This is a genomic window from Arthrobacter sp. 10L430 (assembly GCF_056395245.1).
In genome coordinates this window covers 85583-108584 of sequence record NZ_JBFTJD010000001.1, presented here as the reverse complement: position 1 = coordinate 108584, position 23002 = coordinate 85583, and the positions used below count along the sequence as shown (strand labels likewise).

Genomic DNA, 23002 nt, shown 5'->3' with positions numbered 1-23002 from the left:
AACCGGTCAAGACCTGTCCTCGGCAGCAGTAAGGTCGTCGGCTGCGGGCCTTTCCTCAGCGGTGGCACGGGCCACGGCCGCAACGCCGGTGCCGTCGATACGGAGGCGGCCACGCAGCCGCTCGATTTCTGCGTCCTTGACTGCAAGCTGATCGCGGAGTTCATCGAGCACCTGGTCTACCTGGTCCATCCGGTAGCCCCGTAGCCCAAGGGCGAACCGCACGTGGTCGACATCGGCCGGCTTGGCGTCAGCCGGCAGCAAGACCGGCGGCAGGGAAGGTACAGGCTCATCGAAGCCGTCGTCAATCAGCCGGCCGCCCGGGCGGCTCTTCCGCAAAATGCCGGCCCCGATGTCTGTCCCGATGACGGCGGTGATGCCAATCAGGACTATGGCAAGGAAGACGAGGAAGAAACTCACATCACCCATCGTGCCAGACCACGGTCCCGCCGCTACTCAGGCCGCTGGTCCCCGTTGGTTGAGGGCGGGCGGACGTGGCCGTGGAGGACGAGGTTGACGGCCTCTTCGGGGTCGTCCACCACCTGCACCAGATCCAGGTCTTTCTCGGACACCATGCCTTCGGCGACCAGGGTGCCCTTGATCCATTCGATCATGGGCCCCCAGAACGACGAGCTCAGGAGAACGATGGGGAAGGAGGTCACCTTCTGCGTCTGGACCAGGACCATGGCCTCGAAGAGCTCATCAAGGGTGCCGAGTCCCCCTGGCAGGACGATGAAGCCCTGTGCGTATTTCACGAACATGGTCTTCCGCGCGAAGAAGTACCGGAAGTTGATGCCGAGGTCCACCCATTGGTTCAGGCCCTGCTCGAACGGCAACTCGATGCCCAGGCCGACGGAGACGCCATTGCCTTCCACAGCTCCCCGGTTGGCGGCCTCCATGGATCCCGGTCCGCCTCCGGTGATGACAGCGACGCCGGCCTCCGCCAGTTTGCGTCCCACTTCAACGCCCATTTCGTAGAACACGCTGCCCGGCTTGGTGCGCGCCGAGCCGAAGACGCTGACCGCCTGTCCCAGGTCAGAGAGTGCCCCGAAGCCTTCAACGAATTCGCTCTGGATCCGCATCACCCGCCACGGGTCGGTATGGATGAAGTGGCCCGGCCCCTTGGTATCGAGCAGCCGCTGATCCGACATCTCCACGGCAGCCTGTTTGCGGCGGAGCTCGAGGGGCCCCTTGCGGCGCGGCTGGACGGATTTAGACGGATCTGCGTTGATGCTCATCATCCAAGGCTAACCTGCCGCTGAACTGCAGGTATCTCTTGAATTACGATCAGCAGGAAGTCGGAGTGATTGCGGTCATAAGTCGCTGATGTTCGCTAGATTCTTCTTATGACTACTCAAGTGCCCGGCAATGCGCTCGTCTCCCTGAATGCCGTGAACAAGCATTACGGCCAGCTGCATGTTCTGAAGGACATCAATCTCCACGTCCGCAAGGGCGAGGTCGTGGTGGTCATCGGGCCTTCAGGCTCGGGCAAGTCCACGCTGTGCCGCGCCATCAACCGCCTCGAAACGATTGACGACGGCGACATCTCGATTGACGGCAAGATGCTGCCCGAGGAAGGCAAGGAGCTCGCGAGCCTTCGCGCCGACGTCGGGATGGTTTTCCAGTCCTTTAACCTGTTCGCCCACAAAACCATCCTCGAGAACGTGACGCTCGGACCCATTAAGGTCAAGGGCGTCGCCAAGGCTGAGGCGGACAAGGAAGCCATGGCCCTCCTGGAACGTGTCGGCGTCGGCCATCAGGCACCGAAGCTGCCGGCCCAGCTCTCCGGTGGCCAGCAGCAGCGCGTGGCCATCGCCCGCGCTCTGGCAATGAAGCCGAAGGTCATGCTGTTCGACGAGCCGACTTCGGCGCTGGACCCGGAAATGATCAACGAAGTCCTTGACGTCATGATCCAGCTGGCCAAGGAAGGCATGACCATGATCGTGGTGACCCATGAAATGGGGTTTGCCCGCAAGGCCGCCGACCGTGTGGTGTTCATGGCGGACGGCCAGATCGTGGAGGATGCCACGCCGGAAGAGTTCTTCAACAATCCGAAGAGCAGCCGTGCCAAGGATTTCCTGTCCAAGCTCCTCACTCACTGAACCCCCGAGTTCGCACCCAGGCCGTCTTCGGCGGCCGCCCAATGAAAGGAATGTCATGAAGGCATTTTTGACCCGAAGGAAATCCCTTCTGGTAGCAGCATCCGCAGCCTTGGCGCTGACCCTGAGTGCCTGCGGTGGTGGCGGCACCGGCGGCGGCACCAACCCCACGCCCGTCGAGAAGCCCAGTTTTGCCGCCGGCTCCACCATGGAAAAGCTCGCTTCTGCCGGCAAGATCACCATTGGCACCAAGTTTGACCAGCCGCTGTTCGGCCAGAAGGGCCTGGACGGCAAGCCCGTGGGCTTCGACGTGGAAATCGGCAAGCTCATCGCAGCCAAGCTGGGAATCCCCGCCGACAAGATCGAGTGGGTTGAAACGGTTTCCGCCAACCGCGAGCAGTTCATCAAGCAGGGCAAGGTGGATCTGATCGTTGCGACGTACACCATCAACGACAAGCGCAAAAAAGAAGTCAGCTTTGCCGGCCCGTACTACGAGGCAGGCCAGGCCCTCATGGTGAACAAGGACAACACGACCATCACCAAGCCTGAGGACGTAAAGGGCAAGAATGTCTGCTCCGTGACCGGCTCCACTCCCGCGGCCACGATCGTGGAGAAGTACGGCGCAGTCCTGGTGCCGGCCGCAACCTACTCCGCTTGCCTCGAGCCGCTGCGCAACAAGCAGGTGGAAGCCGTCACCACCGACAACGCCATCCTGGCCGGTTTCGTCAACAAGGAACCGGACGCCTTCAAGCTGGCATCCGAGGAGACCTTCACCAAGGAGCCCTACGGCATCGGCCTGAAGCTGGATGACACCGAATTCCGCAACTGGATCAATGACCAGCTGGAAAGCTTCGCCAAGGACGGGTCCTACAAGAAGGCCTGGGAAGGCACGGCCGGCGCCGTCATCAAGACGGCACCGGAACTTCCCGCCATCGACCGCTACTAGAACGGGCCTGGCGGTCACCGGCTGCCGGAAATCTTTCCGGCAGCCGGTGACCCCGCTCCCGTCTACCGCACATCCCCACAAACGCAGCTGAAGGATCCTATGGACGTCATCATTGAAAGCCTCCCGCAGTACTGGGACGGCTTTCTCAGAACCCTGTTCCTGGCCGTCGTTTCCGGCATCATTGCCTTGGTGGTGGGCACGCTCCTGGCCGCCGCCCGGGTATCACCGGTGACGGCCCTCCGCGGATTCAGCATGGCCTACGTGGAGGTGGTGCGAAACACTCCGCTGACCATCGCCTTCTTTTTCGCCGCGGTCGTTTTGCCCCGGCTTGGCGTCACGTTCCAGCAGTTCGAAATCGCGGCCATCATCGCGCTGAGCGCCTACACCTCGGCGTTCATTGCCGAGGCAGTGCGCTCGGGCGTCAACAGTGTCCCGGTGGGCCAGGCTGAGGCTGCGCGCAGCATCGGCATGAAATTCAGCCAGGTGCTGTCCCTCATCATCCTGCCCCAGGCGCTCCGCACAGTGATCCCGCCCATGATCAACATCCTGATCGCGCTCGTCAAGAACTCCTCCGTGGCCGGCGCTTTCTACGTGCTTGAGCTGTTTGGCTACGGCAAACAACTGGCGAACGAACACGGCGATGCGGTCATGTGGGTACTCGTGGGCGTTGCCTTCTTCTATCTCCTGATCACCGTGCCGCTGGGCTACGTGGCTCACCAGGTCGAACGAAAGGTGGCGATTGCACGATGACTTCTGTTCTCTACGACGTCCCGGGCCCCAAAGCCCGCAGAGTTTCCCTGATCGGCTCGATCATCGGCGTGGTGGTCATCGGCGCCCTTCTCGCCCTTGCCCTCGTCACACTTGCCCAGCAGGGAATCTTCCAGGCGCAACGGTGGGCGATCTTTGGCCAGGCGGACGTCTGGTCGCTGATCTTCAACGGCATCGGTGCAACATTGAGCGCCGCCGCGATCGCGGCAGTGATCGCCTTCCCGCTGGGACTCCTGCTCTGCCTCATGCGCATTTCCGATGTAGCCTGGATCCGGGTTCCCACAAGAATCGTGCTGGAGTTCCTCCGCGGCATGCCCGTGGTGCTGATGATGCTGTTCGTCCTGCTCGTGTTCGCCACAAGTTCGTTCATTGCCGTGGTGGCCGGGCTGGTGCTCTACAACGCGGCCATCTTCGCCGAGATCATCCGCGCCGGCATCCAGTCCCTTCCCAAGGGCCAGCGCGAGGCCGGCCTGGCGATCGGCCTGACCAGCTTCCAGTCACGGCTGAGCGTCGAACTCCCGCAGGCCATCCGGCGCATGCTCCCGTCCCTCGTGGCTCAGCTCGTCGTCCTGCTGAAGGACACCTCCCTGGGCTACATCGTTGCGTACGGCGAACTGCTCCGCGCGGTGCAGGTCATGGCGGACTTCCTCGGCCCGCAGTTCCTGTTCCCCGTGTTCTTCGTGGCTGCAGCGATCTACATCGCCATCAACCTTGCGGTGTCCCGCCTGGCCATCTGGATTGAGCGTCGCGGGTCCAAGAAGGCGGCCGGCGGCGTGGCGAAAGCTCCCACCGCCGGGGTGTCCACCATCGTGAAGTAGGCCCCCGGGCACGTTGACTGCAAACGACAGAAGGTCCGCAACCATCCCGGTTGCGGACCTTCTGTCATTACGGGCTGCTGTCCTGCGGCGTCAGGCCAGCCAGTTCTGCAGCGCACGGAGGCAGGCACGGATGGCCTCGGCCTCAACGTGCTCGTTGTCCTTGTGCGCCAGCAGCGGATCGCCGGGGCCGAAGTTCACCGCCGGGACTCCCAGCTCACTGAAACGCGCGACGTCGGTCCACCCGTATTTGGGTTTGGGCTCGGCTCCGACTGCGGCCACAAAGGACGCGGCGGCCGGGTGGTTCAGCCCGGGCCGGGCGCCTGCCGCGGCGTCGGTGCGGACCACATCGAATCCCTCCAGCAGCCCGCGCACATGTGCCTCAGCCTGGTCAGGTGACTTGTCCGGCGCGAAGCGGTAGTTGATCTCCACCACGCAGCGGTCCGGAATGACGTTGCCCGCGGTACCGCCATGGATTTTCACGGCGTTAAGGCTTTCGCGGTACTCCAGGCCGTCCACGTTGATGGTCTGCGGGCTGTACGCCGCAAGCCGTTGCAGGATGGGCGCAGCGGCGTGGATGGCGTTGCTTCCCATCCAGGCACGCGCTGAATGGGCGGCTTCCCCGAGTGTCGTAGCCTCAAGCCGCATGGTGCCGTTGCAGCCTCCCTCCACGGTGCCGTCCGTCGGCTCCAGCAGGATGGCAAAGTCGCCCTTGAGCAGGTCCCCGTGGTTCCGCACCAGTCTGCCCAGGCCGCTTTTGACGGCTTCCACTTCCTCGTGGTCGTAAAAGACGAAGGTGACGTCCTTGGACGGCGACGCGCCGCCGTCCAACATGGATGCCGCAAGCGCAAGCTGGACGGCGACGCCGCCCTTCATGTCCGTGGCTCCGCGGCCGTAGAGGACGCCGTCGCCAGGAATGCCCGATGGCCAGGTGGACGGGACAGTTCCCAAGGAGCCGTCCGTCACCGGCAACGGCACCGTATCCAGGTGCCCCGCGAGGATGACCCGCTCAGGGCGGCCGAGGGACGTGCGGGCGATGATGGAATCCCCGTCCCGGATTAGCTCAAGGCCAGGGAGCTGCCGGAGGGCCAGCTCGACGGCGTCGGCAAGCTCAGCTTCGTTGCCCGACACGCTGTTGATGTCGAGCAGCTTGGCGGTCAGCAGGGCAACGTCCTGGCGCAGGTCGAGGGTTACGGGGGCAGTTTCGGCAATCATCATCCAACTCTATCTCCCGGGCCCTGCCCGGTCGGGCAGCAGCAAATCCTCCATGTTGGCTACTTAACGGCGTCAAATGCGACCAGCCGGGCACGGATTCATTTCGGCGCGTGCACGACGGCTCGATACACTGGGGCCATGACTGAAACCGCTTCTTCCGCCGTGCCCGCTGCCCAAACGCTGTCCGACGATTCCCGCTCGGCCTACGGATTCGGAGTGGCCACCGTTGCCACCCGCAACGGTGAAGCCACGGTGCTGGATGTCTGGTTCCCGGCCCCCGCCCTGGGCGTGGCAGCCGAAAGCCTGCGCGCAGTCGAGAACGCCGATGAAACCCTTGGCGACATCGCGGCCGGCGGAGCGGACGCGGACCGCGGTACTGAGCAGAAGGTAGTGTTCGTCCAGATCAACCTGGACGAGGCACCGGCGGACACGGCGGATGCCTACCTTCGGCTGCACCTGCTGTCGCACCGACTCGTCCGTCCCAACACCATCAACCTGGACGGCATCTTCGGCAAGCTCCCGAACGTCGTGTGGACCAACTTCGGCCCCTGTGCCGTGGACGGCTTTGAGCTGACCCGCGCCAAATTGCGCAAGCGTGGCGCCGTGACCGTCTTCGGCGTCGACAAGTTCCCGCGCATGGTGGACTACGTGGTCCCCGCCGGCGTCCGCATTGCCGACGGGGACCGCGTCCGCCTGGGCGCGCACCTCGCCGAGGGCACCACTGTCATGCACGAGGGCTTCGTCAACTTCAATGCCGGCACGCTGGGCACCTCCATGGTCGAAGGCCGCATCTCCGCCGGCGTCGTGGCCGGGGACGGCACGGACGTCGGCGGCGGCGCCTCGATCATGGGTACCCTCTCCGGCGGCGGCAAGGAAAAGATCGCCCTCGGCGAGCGGGTCCTGCTGGGCGCGAACTCCGGAGTCGGCATCAGCGTCGGCGACGACTCCGTGGTGGAGGCCGGGCTTTACGTCACTGCGGGCACCCGGGTACGGGTTATTGGCCCGAAGGACGCCGACGGCGAGGACACGAGCCGGATCGTCAAGGCCGTGGAGCTGTCGGGGGTTCCGAACCTGCTGTTCCGCCGCAACTCCACCACCGGCGAGGTGGAGGTACTCCCCCGCAAGGGCCAGACTGTGGAGCTAAACGACGCCCTGCACGCCAACTGACCGTCCAGGAGCGGCCGGCACCCGAACCGGCCGGCCGCCCCGGACCAAGGGAGTAACCTCGTGACACGCCGACGCAAGCTGCGCGGAGCGGTCGTTGTGCTGCTCTCCGTCGTGCTCGTCGGCGGCGGCATCTACACCGCCGTGGCCTTGCTGCAACAATCGGAGCAGCTGGTCACGGAAGAATGTACCGCCGCCGTCGGTTCACAGCGGGCAGAACTCGCCACCGACCAGGCGGCAAACGCCGCCCTGATCACCGCCATTTCAGTGCGGCGGGGACTGCCGCCGCGCGCCGCAAGCATCGCCCTGGCGACTGCCATGCAGGAATCGAAGCTGCGGAACATCGAGCACGGCGACCTGGCGGGTCCGGATTCCCGGGGGCTTTTCCAGCAGCGCCCTTCGCAGGGCTGGGGCACCCTGGAACAGGTCATGGATCCGCACCACGCAACCAATGCCTTCTATGACGCGCTGGTCGAAGTGCTTGGCTACGCAGAGATGGACATCACCGAAGCAGCGCAACGTGTGCAGCGTTCGGCCTACCCGCGCGCCTACGCCCAGCACGAGGAGATGGGCCGGGCCTTCGCCTCGGCGCTGAGCGGCCAGGCGCATACTGCACTGGACTGCACTCTTCGCTCACCGGAGCGGCCCGGTGAACCCGAGGCCTTGCTCCAGGAGCTCGAGGCCGCGTACGGCAGCATCCCTTCCTCGACCTCCGGCCCGACTCTGGTACTTGAGGCCACGGGCGACCTGGCGTGGTCGCTGGCCCACTGGGCAGTGGCAAATGCCAAGGAATTTGCGGTTGCACAGGTGGATGTGGACGGAAAGAGCTGGGACCGGCGGGCACGGAACGGGTGGCAGGATTCACCAGGCTCCGACGGTACGGTAACAATCACCTTTGCCGAGGCACCCGCCTGATGGGTTCCCCGAACGGCCGGGCTTCCCGCCCGGCCGGGTCACTCTTCCCTCAGACGAGAATTTCCACGACAGGCTGCACGTAGCTCCGGAACACTTCAGGCTGCTGCAGCAGACCATGGCTCATGATGATCTTGTCCGGTTCGAGGAACCATGCGCGCTGTTCGTCCAGCGGCAGTTCGATGATCGTCAGGTCGAAGTCGCGTGAGTTCCGGCCCACCTCCAGCAGCCGGTCCTCCACGATGTCTTCCAGCAGGTGCACCGATCCTCCGGCCACCCGCTCGGCCTCCAGTTCCGCATACTCCTTACGGCGTTCGCGCGCCCAGGTGAGCGCTGCGCCGAAATGTGCCTGCAGGACCCTCCGCAGCGCCGGGGAATTGGCGAACGACCGGAATCCGGGCGGCGACATTTCCGGGGACATTTGCGGATGCGCCTTCAGCAGTTGCTCCCACCACGCTTCCCACTCGGTCTTGAGGGCACTGATCCCGCCCACCTCGGCGGTCAGGTGGGAATGGTCCGCGTGCCTGACTTTCGGGGCGGCGTGGGACAGTGCCGGAAAGCCGGCACCGTCCAGCCCGGCGACGTCACGTATGTAAAGAGCAATGAGCATGGGCCCCGACGTGTCCATGGTGATCCGCCAGCCTGGACCGCCTGTGTGCTGCATCCGTATGCCTCCCTTGGCATGTTCCTATCCGCCCCCGATTGACGCGGCATCCCGCTCTCCGGCTCCAGTCTATTCCCCCAGCCCGGGGACGTTAATGCTTGGGTGCCAGCGGTCCTTCCAGCCCTGCCAGATGGGATTCAAGCACGTCCTGGCACATCTCCAGGGTCATCCACTCCGGCTGCAGGAGGGCATGCATCGTCAGGCCATCGAGCGTGGCGAGGAGCCGCTCCGCTTCGGTGACCAGCCGCTGTTGCCCGCCACCATCATCTTCGACAAGACCGGTGATCAACTGCCCGACGACGGCGGCCACCGCCCGGTGGCTTCGATCCGCCTCGGCAGCAAGGAACGGCCGGATTCTCGCGGCATTCTTGAAGGCCAGCCAGGCGCAGGCGTCCAGCGCGCGTTGTTCGTCCAGCGGAAGGAATTCACCCAGCAGGGTTAATACCGCCGAGCGCTGCGTCTCGCTGCCGGCTGACGAAGCGGACACGCCGGCATACGCGCCGCTCAGTCGTGCCACGATGCGGTCCACCACGGACGCAAAGGAGAAGGCCAGCAATTCCTCGCTGCTGGCGAAATAGTGCCGCACGGATCCGACCGCCAGGCCTGCTTCGTCGGCCACTTCCCGGAGGGATGCCCGCTCCAATCCGTCGGAGGCGATGATCCGGCAGACGGCATCTACGATCTCCTGGCGCCGGGCGGCGGCATCCACAATTTTCGGCACTCTTTGTTTTTAGCACGGATGTGCTGCAGGGATAGGCCGCCCCGCCGCAACGTGACCGGCCACACACAACGGACACATTCAGCGGGGTCCCTGCCTGCTGGGATAGCGTGGGAGCATGAAAATTCTGGTCACGGGTGGCACCGGCTACATTGGCTCGCACACCGTCTTGTCCCTGCAGGAAGCCGGTCATGAAGTCGTGGTGATCGACAATCTGGTGAACTCCAGCGAGGAGTCCCTGCGCCGGGTGGCTGAACTCACCGGCAAGGAAGCCGTCTTCCACCGCGTGGATCTCGTGGACGAGGCCGCGGTCGACGCCGTGTTCGACCAGCACGCCATCGATGCGGTCATCCACTTTGCCGGCCTCAAGGCTGTGGGCGAATCCGTCCGGGAACCGTTGAAGTACTACCACAACAACCTCGTCGGCACCCTGAACCTGATCCGTGTGATGGACCGGCATGACGTCCGCTCGATCGTCTTCAGCTCTTCGGCTACCGTCTACGGCGAGCACAATGCCGTCCCGTACGTAGAAAAGATGGAAATCGGCGCGAACAACCCCTACGGCCGCACCAAGGAGCAAATCGAGGACATCCTCGCCGACCTCGGTGCCGCCGACGAGCGCTGGCACATTGCGCTGCTGCGCTACTTCAACCCGGTCGGCGCCCACCCGTCGGGCCGGATCGGCGAGGACCCCCAGGGCATCCCGAACAACCTCGTGCCGTTCATTGCCCAGGTCGCGGTCGGCCGGCGCGAGAAGCTCATGGTCTTCGGGGGCGACTACGACACCCCGGACGGCACCTGCCTGCGCGACTACATCCACGTCGTGGACCTCGCCGACGGCCACGTCGCCGCCCTGAATCATGTGGCAGACCGCACCGGCGTGTTCCGGTGGAACCTCGGCTCCGGCAGGGGATCCTCTGTCCTGGAAGTCATCCGTTCCTTCGAAAAGGCCGTCGGGCGCCCCATCCCCTACGAAATCACGGGACGTCGCGCCGGCGACCTCCCTGCCTTCTGGGCAGACGCCACCTCGGCCCTCGCCGACCTTTCGTGGTCCACCACCAAGACGGTGGACCAGATGTGCGAGGACCACTGGCGCTGGCAGAAAAACAACCCCCTGGGCTACAGCTCCTGACCCCCCGCCGTCGTTGTTGCTTGTGTCCCTGCTGCCTTAGCGTGCCGGGTACTGGCGCTCGGGCTCTCCTGTGTAGAGCTGCCGCGGGCGGCCGATCTTCGTATTAGGATCGCTGATCATTTCGCGCCACTGGGCAATCCAGCCCGGCAGGCGGCCGATCGCAAAGAGCACCGTGAACATCTTCTCGGGGAAGCCCATGGCCTTGTAGATCAGGCCGGTGTAGAAGTCCACGTTCGGGTAGAGCTTGCGCTGGATGAAGTAGTCGTCATTCAGGGCCTTCTCTTCGAGACGCAAGGCGATGTCCAGGAGTTCGTCGTTGCCGCCGAGCTTGGTGAGGATCTCGTGCGCCGTGGCCTTGACGATTTTGGCACGCGGGTCGTAGTTCTTGTAGACCCGGTGTCCGAAGCCCATGAGGCGGACGCCATCTTCCTTGTTCTTGACCTTCTCCATGTAGTCCTCGGGCCTGGTGCCGTCGGCCTGGATCTGGCGCAGCATCTTGAGCACGGCCTCGTTGGCGCCACCGTGGGCGGGTCCGAAGAGGGCGTTGATGCCGGCGGAAACGGAGGCGAAGAGGTTGGCGTTGGAGGAACCCACGAGGCGCACTGTGGAGGTGGAACAGTTCTGCTCGTGGTCTGCGTGCAGGATCAGGAGCAGATCCAGCGCCTTGGCGACGACCGGGTCCACCTCGTACTGCTCGGCCGGAAGGCCGAAGCTCAGGCGCAGGAAGTTCTCCACGAGGTTGTGGGAGTTGTCCGGGTAGAGCATGGGCTGGCCGATGCTCTTCTTCAGGGCGTAGGCGGCGATGACCGGCATCTTGGCCAGCAGTCGGTAAGTGGAAACTTCCACCTGCTCGGCGTTGAACGGGTCCAGCGAGTCCTGATAGAACGTGGACAGCGCCGACACAGCGGAGGAGAGCACCGGCATGGGGTGCGCATCGCGGGGGAAGCCGCTGAAGAAGCCCTTGAGCTCTTCGTGCAGCAGAGTGTGGTGGCGGATGCGCTGGTCAAAGGATTCCAGCTCAGTGGGGGTGGGCAGGTTGCCGTAGATCAGCAGGTAGGACACTTCCAGGAAGCTGGAGTGCTGGGCAAGCTGCTCGATCGGGTAGCCGCGGTACCGCAGGATCCCTGCGTCGCCGTCGATGTACGTGATCGCGGAGGTGGTGGCAGCGGTGTTCATGAAGCCAGGGTCAAAGGCAACGGCGCCGGTCTGCTTCAGCAGTTTGGAAACGTCGTAGCCTTCGTTTCCCTCTACAACCTTGATGCGCGGGAGCTCGAGCTCGCCGCCTGCGTGGCGCAGGGTTGCGCTGGTGGTCTCAGTCATGGAGTCCCCTTCATGAGGCATCTGGGCCTCTGTAGAAAGCTTGATCCAACATCAGGTGAGCCGCGCGGGGATCCCGCACAGGCGGGAATTCCAACGGCCGTGCTGCCTTCTTGTAGAAAGCCACCATTGATAGTCAGTTAAAAAGTACCGCCACTTTCAGCCCGCTACTAATCCGGGACACGCTTATACGCCGCAAAATGCGTCACTTGTGGCGGGTGTCACACCCATTGTTACGGGGCCGTTGCTCCGGAACCGCGGTTAGGCGGTCGCAGCCAGCCGGGCCACGGCAGTGTCGATCCGCTCGTCGCTGCCGGTCAGCGCCACACGAACGTAGCCGTTGCCGGCCTCGCCGTAGAACACGCCCGGACCCGCCACGATCCCGCGTCCGGCGAGCCGCTCAATAGTGTCCCAGGTGGCTTCGCCTGCCGTGCACCACAGGTAAAGTCCCGCGGAGGACTCATGGATCTTCAGTCCGAAGCCTTCGAGGGCCGGCACAATCCGCGTCCGGCGGCCGCGGTACAGGTCCTTCTGCGCCTGAACGTGGGCGTCGTCGCCGAGGGCCACGCGCATTGCCTCCTGGACCGGGTAGGGAACGATCATCCCGGCATGCTTGCGGCTGTTCACCAGGTTCGCCATGATGGCCGGGTCTCCGGCCACGAACGCTGCCCGGTAGCCGGCCAGATTGGATTGCTTGCTCAGGGAATAGACGGCAAGGAGCCCGTCATGGGAACCGCCCGCCACCCGGGGATCCAGGATGCTGGGGACTGCCTGCCCGCCCCGCTGAAGATCCCACTCGCCCCAGCCGAGTTCCGCATAGCATTCGTCCGAAGCCACGAGCGCCCCGACGTCCCGCGCCTGGTCGACGAGTTTTTTCAGGGAGGCGGCGTCCCGGACACTTCCGGTCGGGTTGCCCGGGGAATTGACCCACACGAGCCGGACCTTCGCCCGGGTGGCAGCATCGAGTTCGTCGAGATCATCAGCAGCCACTGCCGTCGCTCCGGCGAACGTCGCACCGATGTCATACGTGGGGTAGGCAACGGCGGGACGGACGACGACGTCCCCCGGCTTCAGCCCAAGCAGGAACGGCAGCCATGCCACCAGTTCCTTGGAGCCCACCGTCGGCATGACGTCGCGGGGATCCAGCCCCTCAACGCCCCTGCGGCGTGCAAACCATCCGGCGATGGCCTCCCGGAGCGCCGGGGTGCCGTGCACTGTGGGATAGCCGGGAGCGTCTGCTGCGGCCCGGAGGGCCTCCTGGATCACCGCGGGCGTGGGATCCACCGGCGTCCCGATGGACAGATTGACTGCTCCACCCGGATAATCAGCCGCTTTGGCCAGGTAGGGCGCCATCGCCTCCCAGGGGTAGTCGGGAAGGCTCAGGCCGAAGCTCCGCACAGCTGTTGTCACCGAAGCGCCCGCCTCAGTCCTGGTTCTGCGGCGGCAGCGCGGCAATCATCGCGTGGTCGGTGTGGGTGTTGCCGACCTTCGCGGCGCCGCCCGGGGAACCGAGCTCGTCGAAGAACTCGACGTTGGCCTTGTAGTAGTCGGCCCACTCTTCCGGGGTGTCGTCCTCGTAGTAGATGGCCTCGACCGGGCAGACGGGCTCGCATGCACCGCAATCGACGCATTCATCGGGATGGATATAGAGGGAACGCTCGCCTTCGTAGATGCAATCGACGGGGCACTCCTCAATGCACGCCTTGTCTTTGACATCTACACACGGCTGCGCGATTACGTACGTCACGTCCCTTGCCTCTCCACGTTGGTTCCGGCGCTGGCCGGTTGGTGCTTCCGGCCTGCATGCCGGTCTATCGACTTCCGAGCCTATTATCTCCCAGCACCGTTCCGCGAATGAAGCGCCGCGTCACACTCGGGAAGCGGCATACGATAAACGCGTGAGTCTGACAACGCCCCCGCCCCGCGAGTTCCTGGCCGCCGCGTCCCCCGGGACCCGGGTGGTGGTGCGCTACAGGGTCGACGGCGGTTATACGGATGCGCTGGGAGACCTCCTGGAGTGCCGGGCAAGTGACTGCACCGTACGTACCCGAAGTGCCGACGTCGTGGTTCCCCTCGACCTCGTGGTGGCGGCAAAAGAGGTGCCGCCCGCACCCGCGCGGCGCAGACCGCAAACACGACACTGACTTCCGGTCAGCCTGCCTCGACCTGACTGGGCAGTTTCCGCATGCCCAGCAACGGCGAGAACAAGACCGGTGCGACCGCCAGGAAGCTTCCCGCCGTGCCGATCCAGATCACCGGCACCAGCCCAAGGTGCTCGCCAAGGAGGCCGGAGGCAAGCGCCGCCAGCGGCATCACTCCCCACACAACGAACCGGATGGACGCGTTCATCCGGCCCAGGAGCCTGGCCGGACACACCCGTTGGCGCATGCTGAGCTGCATGATGTTGTAGACCAGGACAACGAAGCCGAAACCGAACTCGGAAAGGAGCAGCAGCGCCAACGAAATCCCGGGCTGGGCAATCATGGCCGCCACTGGAACGGGTATCAGGAACACCGCGCTGACACTGGCGCAGACCGGTATGACGGTGCCCTCGCCGGCCCACTCGGCCAGGCGCGGGGCAGCGATGGCGCCCAGCAGTCCACCGACCGCGCCGGCCGCCATGATGAGACCCATGCCCTGCGGCCCAAGTCCGAGATTCCGGAGAATGAGCACCGGGAGCATGGTGAAAATCAACATGCCGCAGAAGTTCATCGCGCCGGTGCAGACGGCAATCCGGCTGATCAGCGGATGCCGGATCACGAACGAGAGTCCTTCTTTGATCTCGACACTCAGCGGCCGCCTGTCGGCTGCCGGCGCGGCCACCTCGCGGTCACGCGTGCGGGCGAGGAACACTGCGGAGAGCAGGTAGCCGGCGGCCTCCCCTATGAACAGCACCGGCGCAGTGACCACCGTCAGCAGGAGGCCTCCCGCTGCGGGTCCTCCGATTCTGGCTATCTGGGCCGTCGCTTCAAGTTTGGAGTTGGCCTGGCCGACGTTGCCGGGAGAAACGAGAACAGGCACGTAGCTCTGGTACGACACATCAAAGAACACCGTGGCCGTGCCCACTATCGCGGCGACGACGTACAGGTGCCAGACTTCCAGCAGGCCGCCCCACCACAGCAGCGGCACCGCCGCCATGGCGGCGGTCCTGACGATGTTGGCGGCGATCATGGTTCGCCTCTTCAGCCAGCGGTCTACCCACGCGCCGGCTGGCAGCCCCACGACCAGGAACGCTGCCAGGCCGGCAGCATTCAGCACGCCGACCTCGAATGCCGTGGCCTGCAGCATGGCCACGGCAAGCACCGGGAACGCCAACTGTCCCAGCTGGGCACCAAGCTGGCTCATGGTTTGGCCGGTCCAGAAAGTGGTGAAGTTACGGTCCAGCAACAGGGATCTGGTTGCTTCACCTGCAGCAGTGGATTCGGCGGTCACCGCATCAGTTTCCAGTGGTGATTGATATATGTCAATCACTTATTGCTGGCTAGACTTGCGCTATGACACCCGCGCCGGAGAGCGATGAAGCGGACCTGGTGGCGAAGGGCCGCGCGCTCAGCTCCCCGCTCAGGCTTCGGATTCTACGGCTGTGCCTGCACCAGGCCCGCACCAACAAGGAAATCGCAGAACTGCTGGGCATCAATCCCGCTTCCAGCCTTCATCATGTGCGCACGCTGGTGCGGACCGGTTTCCTGCTGGCGGAGGAGCGCCGGAAGGGTCGGCGGGGGGCAGCTGAGGTGCCCTACATCGCAAGCCGCAAGTCCTGGAGCACTCCGGTGGACAACGTCTCCCCCATCCTCATCGAGACGTTCCTGCAGGAAACCCGGGACCTTCCGCCGGAGGACATTGAGGTCTGGCGCCTGGGAGTGAAGTTCAACGATGCCCGGCGCGAGGAAATGCTGGGCAAGCTCCGCGCGGTGCTGGACGAGTACATGGCACTCCCTGCAGACGCCGACGGCCAGGCCACCTCTTTGATGATCGCCCACCACCGGGACCCCACAGCGGACTAGGCTGGCGCTCCGGTTGCCGGGCCCGGCGCGTTTGCGGCCGGAAGCCGGCGGCGGTACCGCCGGCACCATGCCAGCATCAGCACCGTGACAACGGCGATCCCGTAAACCCAAAAGTTCCCGGCGAGGTCCCCGGCAATGAGGCGCTTTCCGGGCTCCATGGCCGACCACCACCCTGCCAGGACATAGCAGAGAACTCCGCAGGCCGCCGTCGGGATAAGCGACCGGAACGCCGCACCCAGGAACAGTTGAAGCGAGCCCAGGAGCGCCAGGGCAGCCAGCGCGCCGAGCGGCAGCGCGACGTCGGCCGCCACCAGCAGTAGCTGGCGGTGCAGTGCCGTGCCGGCAACGGCAGCAAAAAGAGCTGCCGGCACGGCGGCGGCAACGCCGCCTGCCATGCCGGCAGCTCTATTGTTCACGAGGGTGATGACCGGAACGTGCCTGGATCAGACCTTCGCGCGGGCGCGGTTGGCCTTGGCGCGCTCGTTGGTGTCAAGGATGAGCTTGCGGATGCGGATGGACTCCGGGGTCACCTCAACGCACTCGTCCTCGCGCGCGAATTCGAGGGACTCTTCGAGGGTCAGATCGCGGGGCGGCGTCAGGTTCTCGAAGGTGTCAGAGGAAGCGGCACGCATGTTGGTGAGCTTCTTTTCCTTGGTGATGTTCACGTCCATGTCGTCGGCGCGGGAGTTCTCGCCAACGATCATGCCCTCGTAAACCTCGGACGTGGGCTTGACGAAGAAGGAGCCACGTTCCTGCAGGTTGATCATGGCGAACGGCGTCACAACACCGGCGCGGTCGGCGATCATCGAACCGTTGGTGCGGTACTCGATCGGACCGGCCCACGGCTCGTAGCCTTCGGAGATGGAGGCCGCGATGCCGGCGCCGCGGGTGTCCGTGAGGAACTTGGTGCGGAAACCGATCAGGCCACGGGCCGGAACGATGAATTCCATCCGGCACCAGCCGGTGCCGTGGTTGGCCATGTTGGTCATGCGGCCCTTGCGGGCAGCCATGAGCTGGGTGACGGCGCCGAGGTACTCTTCGGGCACGTCGATGGTCATGTGCTCCATCGGCTCGTGGACCTTGCCGTCGATGGTCCTGGTGACCACCTGCGGCTTGCCGACGGTCAGTTCGAAGCCTTCGCGGCGCATCTGCTCAACCAGGATGGCAAGGGCGAGCTCGCCACGGCCCTGGACTTCCCAAGCGTCGGGACGCTCGGTGGGCAGAACCTTGATGGAGACGTTACCGATCAGTTCCTTGTCCAGGCGGTCCTTCACCTGGCGGGCAGTGACCTTGGCGCCCTTGACCTTTCCGGCCAGCGGCGAGGTGTTGATACCGATGGTCATGGAGATCGCGGGATCATCCACGGTGATCAGCGGCAGCGGCTGGGGGTTCTCGGCGTCGGTCAGGGTCTCACCGATGGTGATCTCTTCGATGCCGGCGACGGCGACGATCTCGCCCGGTCCTGCGGACTCGGCCGGAACGCGGTCCAGTGCCTTGGTGGCCAGGAGTTCGGTGATCTTGACGTTCTTGAGCTCACCGTTGGCGCGTGCCCAGGCGACGGTCTGGCCCTTGCGCAGGGTGCCGTTGTAGATGCGGAGCAGCGCGAGGCGGCCAAGGAACGGGGAAGCGTCCAGGTTGGTCACGTGGGCCTGCAGCACGCCGTTCGGGTTATACGTGGGTGCCGGGATGTGCTCAATGATGGTCTTGAACAGGGGCTCAAGGTCCTCGTTCTCGGGCGCTGAGCCGTCGGCCGGCTGCTCGAGGGAGGCGCGGCCTACCTTGGCGGCTGCGTAAACCACGGGAACTTCGAGGATCTTGTCCAGGTCGAGGTCCGGAACCTCGTCCGCGAGGTCGGAGGCCAGGCCCAGAAGCAGGTCCATGGACTCGTGGACAACTTCTTCGATCCGCGCGTCGGGGCGGTCGGTCTTGTTGACCAGCAGGATGACCGGCAGGTGCGCGGCCAGGGCCTTGCGCAGTACGAAGCGGGTCTGGGGCAGCGGGCCCTCGGAAGCATCAACGAGGAGCACCACGCCGTCCACCATGGACAGGCCGCGCTCAACCTCGCCGCCGAAGTCAGCGTGGCCCGGGGTGTCGATCACGTTGATGGTGATGGTCTCACCCTTGGAGGACGGTCCGTTGTAGGCCACGGTGGTGTTCTTGGCCAGGATGGTGATGCCTTTTTCGCGCTCAAGGTCACCGGAGTCCATGACGCGGTCTTCGAGGTGGTTGTGCTCGGCAAAGGAGTTGGTCTGCTTGAGCATGGCGTCGACCAGGGTGGTCTTGCCGTGGTCAACGTGGGCCACGATCGCGACGTTGCGCAGGTCACTGCGCGATGCAGTGGCTACCGCAGTGTTGGTGGTGGTTTCAGACATGCGTTATTGCTCGATTCAGTGGTGAAGTCAGCTGTTGTATCGCGACATTTCCAACTGGAACGCACGACGGATCAGTCCCTTTAACACAGGGCACCTACAGCTAGTCTAAACGCTCTGCCATTTATTGGCCTAAAATCCGAAAGCGCGCCCTCCCCCGGCCCGTTACCAAATCGTGAGTCCGCACGCACGTCACGTGAGCAATCTCACTGGCTTTTCCCGAACTGATCCATCACTATTGCTTGGAACACTACGACCAGGCCAGGAGTCCACGGATGCTGCAAGCCTCAACGCGGGCCGTCCTGATCGCCCCGATCATCGCCGCCGGCGTGTTTTTGGCCGGCTGCGGGACGGCGTCCCCGCCAGCGCCGGGCACGGGCAACCCGGCCACGCCCCGCCCCGCTGCCCTGGCACCGGCCGCAGGGCCCGGCGAGGCCGTTGCCGCAGGCTCGCCCGTGGGAAGGGACCTCATCGCGGCGGACCCGGCAGGCCTTCCGGCCGGATCCCTCTTCCGGAACCCCGCGAACGGACGGGACGAAGTGATCATCGACAATATCGACCGAACGGCCCTGCTGATCGGCGATTCGCAGTCCGAACCGGAGGCAAGCTGGCCGCGCCGGGCCTTGACCGGGCTGGGTTACGAGGTCTTCTTCTGCGGCAAGGGCGGCACCGGCTTCGTTGCCTCCAACGGCACCACGGGAAACTACGTCGACGCCCTGCAGCGGGGCGACTGGCACCTGCCCTATGGCTTTCCTCCGCTCGTGGTCATTGAAGGCGGCGGCAACGACGCCAAGCAGGGCGCCGCTGACCGGGAGATCGTCGCGAATGCGGAGAGCCTGATCACCACACTCAAGCAGCGGTATCCGGGAGCAAAACTCGCCATGGTCGGCACGCTGGCCAAAGGTGCCGGCAACGGCGGCGGGAGGCGCACCGAAGTGGACGCGTTGCTGGGGAAAGTGGCGGCTGCCCATCGCATTCCGTTCGTCGGTGTCGGTGATTGGCTGACCCGCTACGGCCTGGAGGCCTCGCTTGCGGACAAGGTCCACATGAACGACGACGGCCACCGCGCCTTGGGGACGCTGCTGGGCAGCCGGCTCGCGGCCCTCGGGCTCGGCCCCGGCTAGGAGCGGAGAATCCTGGCGCGGAGAAGCCCATGCGGACGACAAAGGAGCCGGTGCGCACCTTCGGGTGGGCACCGGCTCCTTTAATGCGCATACTCTTGCTGCGGGACGGCGCCTAGGCCGTGGCCACCTCGGGAGGAAGCATAAGGTGGGCGCCAGGAATCGCGTTGAGCAAGGCCTTGGTGTAGTCCTGCCGCGGCGAATCGAATACATCATCCGTTGACCCGGTCTCCACCAGTTTGCCCTTCTCCATGACACACACGTGGTCGGCTATCTGCCGGACCACCGCCAGGTCGTGGGTGATGAACAGGTAGGTAAGGCCGAGGTTGGACTGCAGGTCCGCGAGCAGGTTCAGCACCTGCGCCTGGACCAGCACGTCGAGTGCGGAAACAGCCTCGTCGCAGATGATCACCTCCGGGTCCAGCGCAAGTGCGCGTGCGATGGCCACGCGCTGGCGCTGGCCGCCGGAGAGTTCATTCGGGTAGCGCTGCATGGCGGACTGGGGAAGCGCCACCTGGTCCAGCAGTTCGCGCACCTTCTTCTCGCGGCTGGCCTTGTTCCCCACTTTGTGGGTGCGCAGCGGCTCCTCGATGGTCCGGAAGATGTTGTACATCGGGTCCAGCGAGCCGTACGGGTCCTGGAAAATCGGCTGCACCCTGCGGCGGAAAGCGAACAGCTGCCTGCTGTTGAGCGTGGAAGTGTCAACGCCGTCGAAGACGATTTTCCCCGACGTAGGCGCCAGCAGGTTCAGCACCATCTGCGCCACCGTCGACTTGCCGGAGCCCGACTCCCCCACGATCGCTGTCGTCGTGCCGCGCTTGACGCTGAACGAGACGTTGTCCACCGCGGTGAAATCTGTCGACCTTCCGAGTGCGCCGCGGAGCTTGAAGACCTTGGTCAGGTCTTCAACCTTCAGGACGTCCTCGGGCAGCGCTTCCTCCACGACAACGGGTTCCGTCGGCGCCAGCAGGTCCGTGGATTCGACTCCCTGTTCCTTCGCCACCTGGATACGGCGGGAAGCCAGGGAGGGGGCGGACGAGACGAGCCGCTGCGTGTAGGGATGCCGGGGGTTTCGCAGCAGTTCCAGGGACGGGCCAGCCTCAACCACCTGGCCGCGGTACATGACCACCACTTTGTCTGCCCGTTCGGCCGCGAGGCCCAGGTCGTGGGTGATCAGCAGCACGGCAGTGCCGAGCTCGGTGGTCATCGTGTCGAGGTGATCAAGGATCTGCCGCTGAACGGTGACGTCCAGGGCCGACGTCGGCTCGTCGGCAATCAGCAGCCGGGGCTGGCATGAGAGGCCAATGGCGATCAGCGCACGCTGGCGCATGCCGCCGGAAAATTCGTGCGGATACTGCTTGGCGCGCCGCGCCGCATCCGGCAATCCTGCCTGGGAGAGCACCTCGGCAACATCGTCGGGACCGCTGGGCAGCCCGTTCGCCTTGAGCGTCTCGCGGACCTGGAACCCGATCTTCCACACAGGGTTGAGGTTGGACATCGGATCCTGCGGCACCATGCCAATGTGGCTGCCGCGGAGTTCGATCATCCGCTTTTCGCTGGCGTTCGAAATGTCCTCGCCGTCGAAAAGGATCTGGCCGCCGGCCACCCGGCCGTTGGTGGGAAGAAGGCCGATGGCGGCCAGCGCCGTCGTCGATTTTCCCGAACCTGATTCGCCCACGATGGCGACCGTTTCGCCGGGCATGATGGTCAGATGCGCATTACGCACGGCATTGACGTCGCCGTGGCTGGTGCGGAAGTTGATTGCGAGGTCTTTGATTTCAAGAAGCGGACGCTCGACGTCGGACCCGTGTTCCCGAAACTGGACAGCGGAGCTCATGGCGTCTCCTTTCATCGCTTGCGCGCTTTCGGATCGAGGGCATCACGCAGGGCGTCGCCCAGCATGATGAAACTCAGGACGGTGATGGACAGCGCAATGGCCGGGTAGATCAGCGGCATCGGGTTGGACCTCAGGGAGGCCTGCGCCGACTGGATGTCGTTGCCCCAGGACATCACGCTGGGCGGCAGCCCGATTCCCAGAAACGACAGCGTCGATTCGGCAACAATGAAGGTGCCGAGGGATATGGTGGCCACGACGATGATCGGCGCCAACGAGTTAGGCATGACGTGGCGCATGAGCGAGCCGAACTTGGAGACGCCCAGGGAGCGCGCGGCCGTCACGAAGTCCGCGTTTCGGACCTCTATCACGGCGCCGCGGGTAATGCGGGCGATCTGCGGCCAGCCGAAGGTGACCAGGATCAACACGAGCGTCCAGGCCGTGCGGTTGGCACGGAACACAGGCAGTTGCATCATCACGATGGCGCCGAGGATCAGCGGCAACGCGAAGAAGATGTCGTTGATGCGGGCCAGGATGGCATCCACCCATCCGCCGTAGTAGCCGGCGAGGGCTCCCGTGATGCCGCCGATCATGAGGACGCCAAGGGTGGTGAAGAGGCCCACGGTCACCGAGGAACGCGTGCCGAAGATGACGCGCGCGTACACGTCGCAGCCCAGCTGGGTGAAGCCCAGCGGGTGTCCGGCCGCCGGTCCGGCGTCGGAGTTGGCCAGCTGGCACGCTTCTGAGGCCGGGTCGATGCCGGAAAAGAGCCAGGGGAAGAGTGACACGGCGACGACGACGAGGATCAGGAATGCGGAGATCAGGAAGAGCGGCTGCCTGCGCAGGTTCTTCCAGGCCTCTCCCCAAAGGCTCAGCGGGGCCTGGCCTTCCTGGACCTTGTCGGTTGCTTGCAGCGGTGTCTCGGAAAAGTCGGCAACGAAGTGTTCGGCGTGCCGCCTCGCCGGCGCCGCAGTGCGCAGGTCTGGGGTCATGTTCTCAGGCGTCATAGCGGATCCTTGGGTCAAGCCAGGCGTACAGCAGGTCTACAAGCAGGTTGGATACGACATAGATCAGCACCAGCACCGTGACGATCGAGACGACCGTGGGGCCTTCACCCTGTGTGACGGCGCGGTAGAGCCGGTTGCCGACGCCCGGCACGTTGAAGATGCCCTCGGTGACGATGGCTCCGCCCATCAGGGCGCCCAGGTCAGCGCCGAGGAAGGTGATGACCGGGATCAGCGAGTTACGGAGGATGTGCACGCGGACCACGCGGAAACGGGACAGGCCCTTGGCAGTGGCGGTGCGTACGTAGTCGGCGTTCATGTTTTCGATGACGCTGGTCCGGGTGAGGCGCAGGACATAGGCGAAGGAGCCCAGCCCGAGGACGATCGCCGGCAGGATGAGGTCCTGGACCGTGGCGGCCGAACTGACGGTCGGTTTGGCCCAGCCGAGCTGGACGCCGATGGTGAACTGCAGCAGGAAGCCGAGCACGAAGATCGGGATGCCGATCACGATCAGGGATGCGATCAGGACGGTCGCGTCGAAGAACTTGCCCTTGCGGAGTCCCGCGATCAGGCCGAAGATGATGCCGAAGACGGCTTCGAAGATCAGGGCCATGACGGCCAGCCGGGCCGTCACCGGGAAGACCTCGCCCAGCACTGCGGCGATCGGTCGTCCGGAGAAGTCCTGGCCCAGGTCGAAGGTGAAGATCCCCTTGAGGTACAGCAGGTATTGGATCCAGAACGGCTGGTCAAGGTGGTACTGCGCGCGGAGCTGGGCAGCCACGGCCTCATTGACGGGCTTGTCGCCGAACAGTGCCACGATGGGGTCGCCAGGCAGGCTGAAGACCAGGAAATACACCAGCAGCGTGGCGCCCAAGAATACCGGGATCAGCTGCAGGAAACGCTTGAGGATGTAAGTCGCCATC

24 protein-coding genes are annotated in these 23002 nt (G+C 64.7%); 10 read left to right on the top strand and 14 right to left on the bottom strand.

What is annotated here, in order from left to right; translation table 11 throughout:
• Positions 1 to 6 precede the first annotated feature (6 nt).
• A complete protein-coding gene (locus AC1DDG_RS00495; RefSeq protein ID WP_476874572.1) occupies positions 7 to 426 on the bottom strand; it encodes a DivIVA domain-containing protein in 420 nt (139 codons plus the stop codon).
• Positions 427 to 449: 23 nt separating this feature from the next.
• Positions 450 to 1235, bottom strand: a complete 786-nt coding sequence (locus tag AC1DDG_RS00490; RefSeq protein WP_230119056.1) for an LOG family protein — start codon at positions 1233 to 1235, stop codon at positions 450 to 452.
• Positions 1236 to 1343: 108 nt separating this feature from the next.
• On the opposite strand from AC1DDG_RS00490, the gene AC1DDG_RS00485 reads away from it, so the two are divergent.
• The 4 genes from AC1DDG_RS00485 to AC1DDG_RS00470 all read left to right on the top strand — a co-directional run bounded on the left by AC1DDG_RS00485 (position 1344) and on the right by AC1DDG_RS00470 (position 4628).
• A complete protein-coding gene (locus tag AC1DDG_RS00485; protein WP_230119055.1) occupies positions 1344 to 2099 on the top strand; it encodes an amino acid ABC transporter ATP-binding protein in 756 nt (251 codons plus the stop codon).
• Between the two features lie 55 nt (positions 2100 to 2154).
• Positions 2155 to 3042 carry a glutamate ABC transporter substrate-binding protein gene (locus AC1DDG_RS00480; RefSeq protein WP_230119054.1) on the top strand — a complete coding sequence of 296 codons (888 nt, stop codon included), beginning with the start codon at positions 2155 to 2157 and terminating at the stop codon, positions 3040 to 3042.
• A gap of 99 nt (positions 3043 to 3141) precedes the next feature.
• Positions 3142 to 3792 (top strand): amino acid ABC transporter permease, encoded by a 651-nt coding sequence (locus AC1DDG_RS00475; RefSeq protein ID WP_230119053.1) that lies wholly within the window; start codon positions 3142 to 3144, stop codon positions 3790 to 3792.
• Entirely contained in the window at positions 3789 to 4628 is an 840-nt protein-coding gene (locus tag AC1DDG_RS00470; protein ID WP_230119052.1) for an amino acid ABC transporter permease, read from the top strand. The genes AC1DDG_RS00475 and AC1DDG_RS00470 overlap by 4 nt, the downstream gene beginning before the upstream one ends.
• A gap of 90 nt (positions 4629 to 4718) precedes the next feature.
• Here the strand turns inward: AC1DDG_RS00470 and dapE are convergent, their stop codons facing one another.
• Positions 4719 to 5840, bottom strand: a complete 1122-nt coding sequence (gene dapE / locus AC1DDG_RS00465; RefSeq protein WP_230119051.1) for a succinyl-diaminopimelate desuccinylase — start codon at positions 5838 to 5840, stop codon at positions 4719 to 4721.
• A gap of 138 nt (positions 5841 to 5978) precedes the next feature.
• On the opposite strand from dapE, the gene dapD reads away from it, so the two are divergent.
• A complete protein-coding gene (dapD, locus tag AC1DDG_RS00460) occupies positions 5979 to 7007 on the top strand; it encodes a 2,3,4,5-tetrahydropyridine-2,6-dicarboxylate N-succinyltransferase (protein WP_476874571.1) in 1029 nt (342 codons plus the stop codon).
• 60 nt (positions 7008 to 7067) lie between these two features.
• Positions 7068 to 7919 carry a hypothetical protein gene (locus tag AC1DDG_RS00455; RefSeq protein WP_476874570.1) on the top strand — a complete coding sequence of 284 codons (852 nt, stop codon included), beginning with the start codon at positions 7068 to 7070 and terminating at the stop codon, positions 7917 to 7919.
• 49 nt (positions 7920 to 7968) lie between these two features.
• Here AC1DDG_RS00455 and AC1DDG_RS00450 read toward each other — a convergent pair whose 3' ends face one another.
• On the bottom strand, positions 7969 to 8580 hold the full coding sequence (locus tag AC1DDG_RS00450) for a hypothetical protein (protein ID WP_230119048.1): 612 nt from the start codon (positions 8578 to 8580) through the stop codon (positions 7969 to 7971).
• 91 nt (positions 8581 to 8671) lie between these two features.
• Positions 8672 to 9301 (bottom strand): TetR/AcrR family transcriptional regulator, encoded by a 630-nt coding sequence (locus AC1DDG_RS00445; RefSeq protein ID WP_230119047.1) that lies wholly within the window; start codon positions 9299 to 9301, stop codon positions 8672 to 8674.
• Positions 9302 to 9416: 115 nt separating this feature from the next.
• On the opposite strand from AC1DDG_RS00445, the gene galE reads away from it, so the two are divergent.
• The gene (gene galE, locus AC1DDG_RS00440) at positions 9417 to 10430 is read left to right on the top strand and encodes a UDP-glucose 4-epimerase GalE (protein WP_230119046.1); all 1014 of its coding nucleotides are present in this window, start codon (positions 9417 to 9419) and stop codon (positions 10428 to 10430) included.
• Between the two features lie 36 nt (positions 10431 to 10466).
• Here the strand turns inward: galE and AC1DDG_RS00435 are convergent, their stop codons facing one another.
• The 3 genes from AC1DDG_RS00435 to fdxA all read right to left on the bottom strand — a co-directional run bounded on the left by AC1DDG_RS00435 (position 10467) and on the right by fdxA (position 13494).
• Positions 10467 to 11750, bottom strand: coding sequence for a citrate synthase (locus AC1DDG_RS00435; protein WP_230121516.1), 1284 nt, complete (start codon positions 11748 to 11750; stop codon positions 10467 to 10469).
• A gap of 258 nt (positions 11751 to 12008) precedes the next feature.
• Positions 12009 to 13157, bottom strand: a complete 1149-nt coding sequence (dapC, locus tag AC1DDG_RS00430; protein WP_476874569.1) for a succinyldiaminopimelate transaminase — start codon at positions 13155 to 13157, stop codon at positions 12009 to 12011.
• A gap of 13 nt (positions 13158 to 13170) precedes the next feature.
• Entirely contained in the window at positions 13171 to 13494 is a 324-nt protein-coding gene (gene fdxA, locus AC1DDG_RS00425; RefSeq protein ID WP_230121517.1) for a ferredoxin, read from the bottom strand.
• A 151-nt stretch (positions 13495 to 13645) separates the two neighbouring features.
• Here fdxA and AC1DDG_RS00420 point away from each other — a divergent pair, with 151 nt between their 5' ends.
• Positions 13646 to 13891 (top strand): putative acetyltransferase, encoded by a 246-nt coding sequence (locus AC1DDG_RS00420; RefSeq protein WP_476874568.1) that lies wholly within the window; start codon positions 13646 to 13648, stop codon positions 13889 to 13891.
• Positions 13892 to 13898: 7 nt separating this feature from the next.
• Here the strand turns inward: AC1DDG_RS00420 and AC1DDG_RS00415 are convergent, their stop codons facing one another.
• Positions 13899 to 15179, bottom strand: a complete 1281-nt coding sequence (locus tag AC1DDG_RS00415) for an MFS transporter (RefSeq protein ID WP_230118683.1) — start codon at positions 15177 to 15179, stop codon at positions 13899 to 13901.
• 62 nt (positions 15180 to 15241) lie between these two features.
• On the opposite strand from AC1DDG_RS00415, the gene AC1DDG_RS00410 reads away from it, so the two are divergent.
• Positions 15242 to 15751: a helix-turn-helix domain-containing protein gene (locus AC1DDG_RS00410; protein ID WP_230118682.1), complete on the top strand. Its 510-nt coding sequence runs from the start codon at positions 15242 to 15244 to the stop codon at positions 15749 to 15751.
• Here the strand turns inward: AC1DDG_RS00410 and AC1DDG_RS00405 are convergent.
• Both AC1DDG_RS00405 and typA read right to left on the bottom strand, forming a co-directional pair.
• Positions 15748 to 16146: a hypothetical protein gene (locus AC1DDG_RS00405; RefSeq protein WP_230118681.1), complete on the bottom strand. Its 399-nt coding sequence runs from the start codon at positions 16144 to 16146 to the stop codon at positions 15748 to 15750. The two genes, AC1DDG_RS00410 and AC1DDG_RS00405, sit on opposite strands and share 4 nt — an antisense overlap.
• A 48-nt stretch (positions 16147 to 16194) precedes the next feature.
• Complete coding sequence (gene typA / locus AC1DDG_RS00400) at positions 16195 to 18123, bottom strand: translational GTPase TypA (protein WP_230118680.1); 1929 nt, start codon at positions 18121 to 18123, stop codon at positions 16195 to 16197.
• Between the two features lie 272 nt (positions 18124 to 18395).
• Here typA and AC1DDG_RS00395 point away from each other — a divergent pair, with 272 nt between their 5' ends.
• On the top strand, positions 18396 to 19244 hold the full coding sequence (locus tag AC1DDG_RS00395; protein ID WP_230118679.1) for an SGNH/GDSL hydrolase family protein: 849 nt from the start codon (positions 18396 to 18398) through the stop codon (positions 19242 to 19244).
• Positions 19245 to 19356: 112 nt separating this feature from the next.
• Here AC1DDG_RS00395 and AC1DDG_RS00390 read toward each other — a convergent pair whose 3' ends face one another.
• Genes AC1DDG_RS00390 through AC1DDG_RS00380 form a run of 3 tightly spaced genes read right to left on the bottom strand, consistent with a single transcriptional unit; the run spans position 19357 to position 23001 of the window.
• Positions 19357 to 21078, bottom strand: coding sequence for a dipeptide ABC transporter ATP-binding protein (locus AC1DDG_RS00390; RefSeq protein ID WP_476874567.1), 1722 nt, complete (start codon positions 21076 to 21078; stop codon positions 19357 to 19359).
• 11 nt (positions 21079 to 21089) lie between these two features.
• The gene (locus tag AC1DDG_RS00385) at positions 21090 to 22082 is read right to left on the bottom strand and encodes an ABC transporter permease (RefSeq protein ID WP_476874566.1); all 993 of its coding nucleotides are present in this window, start codon (positions 22080 to 22082) and stop codon (positions 21090 to 21092) included.
• Positions 22072 to 23001 carry an ABC transporter permease gene (locus AC1DDG_RS00380; protein WP_230118676.1) on the bottom strand — a complete coding sequence of 310 codons (930 nt, stop codon included), beginning with the start codon at positions 22999 to 23001 and terminating at the stop codon, positions 22072 to 22074. The genes AC1DDG_RS00385 and AC1DDG_RS00380 overlap by 11 nt, the downstream gene beginning before the upstream one ends.
• Position 23002: the final 1 nt, after the last annotated feature.

Excerpts from the sequence above, each read along its gene's own strand:
- AC1DDG_RS00495 (WP_476874572.1), bottom strand. The coding sequence starts at position 426 with ATGGGTGATGTGAGTTTCTTCCTCGTCTTCCTTGCCATAGTCCTGATT.
- AC1DDG_RS00490 (WP_230119056.1), bottom strand. The coding sequence starts at position 1,235 with ATGAGCATCAACGCAGATCCGTCTAAATCCGTCCAGCCGCGCCGCAAG.
- AC1DDG_RS00485 (WP_230119055.1), top strand. The coding sequence starts at position 1,344 with ATGACTACTCAAGTGCCCGGCAATGCGCTCGTCTCCCTGAATGCCGTG.
- AC1DDG_RS00480 (WP_230119054.1), top strand. The coding sequence starts at position 2,155 with ATGAAGGCATTTTTGACCCGAAGGAAATCCCTTCTGGTAGCAGCATCC.
- AC1DDG_RS00475 (WP_230119053.1), top strand. The coding sequence starts at position 3,142 with ATGGACGTCATCATTGAAAGCCTCCCGCAGTACTGGGACGGCTTTCTC.
- AC1DDG_RS00470 (WP_230119052.1), top strand. The coding sequence starts at position 3,789 with ATGACTTCTGTTCTCTACGACGTCCCGGGCCCCAAAGCCCGCAGAGTT.
- dapE (WP_230119051.1), bottom strand. The coding sequence starts at position 5,840 with ATGATTGCCGAAACTGCCCCCGTAACCCTCGACCTGCGCCAGGACGTT.
- dapD (WP_476874571.1), top strand. The coding sequence starts at position 5,979 with ATGACTGAAACCGCTTCTTCCGCCGTGCCCGCTGCCCAAACGCTGTCC.
- AC1DDG_RS00450 (WP_230119048.1), bottom strand. The coding sequence starts at position 8,580 with ATGCAGCACACAGGCGGTCCAGGCTGGCGGATCACCATGGACACGTCG.
- galE (WP_230119046.1), top strand. The coding sequence starts at position 9,417 with ATGAAAATTCTGGTCACGGGTGGCACCGGCTACATTGGCTCGCACACC.
- AC1DDG_RS00435 (WP_230121516.1), bottom strand. The coding sequence starts at position 11,750 with ATGACTGAGACCACCAGCGCAACCCTGCGCCACGCAGGCGGCGAGCTC.
- AC1DDG_RS00410 (WP_230118682.1), top strand. The coding sequence starts at position 15,242 with ATGACACCCGCGCCGGAGAGCGATGAAGCGGACCTGGTGGCGAAGGGC.
- AC1DDG_RS00405 (WP_230118681.1), bottom strand. The coding sequence starts at position 16,146 with ATGGCAGGCGGCGTTGCCGCCGCCGTGCCGGCAGCTCTTTTTGCTGCC.
- typA (WP_230118680.1), bottom strand. The coding sequence starts at position 18,123 with ATGTCTGAAACCACCACCAACACTGCGGTAGCCACTGCATCGCGCAGT.
- AC1DDG_RS00395 (WP_230118679.1), top strand. The coding sequence starts at position 18,396 with ATGCTGCAAGCCTCAACGCGGGCCGTCCTGATCGCCCCGATCATCGCC.
- AC1DDG_RS00390 (WP_476874567.1), bottom strand. The coding sequence starts at position 21,078 with ATGAGCTCCGCTGTCCAGTTTCGGGAACACGGGTCCGACGTCGAGCGT.
- AC1DDG_RS00385 (WP_476874566.1), bottom strand. The coding sequence starts at position 22,082 with ATGACGCCTGAGAACATGACCCCAGACCTGCGCACTGCGGCGCCGGCG.
- AC1DDG_RS00380 (WP_230118676.1), bottom strand. The coding sequence starts at position 23,001 with ATGGCGACTTACATCCTCAAGCGTTTCCTGCAGCTGATCCCGGTATTC.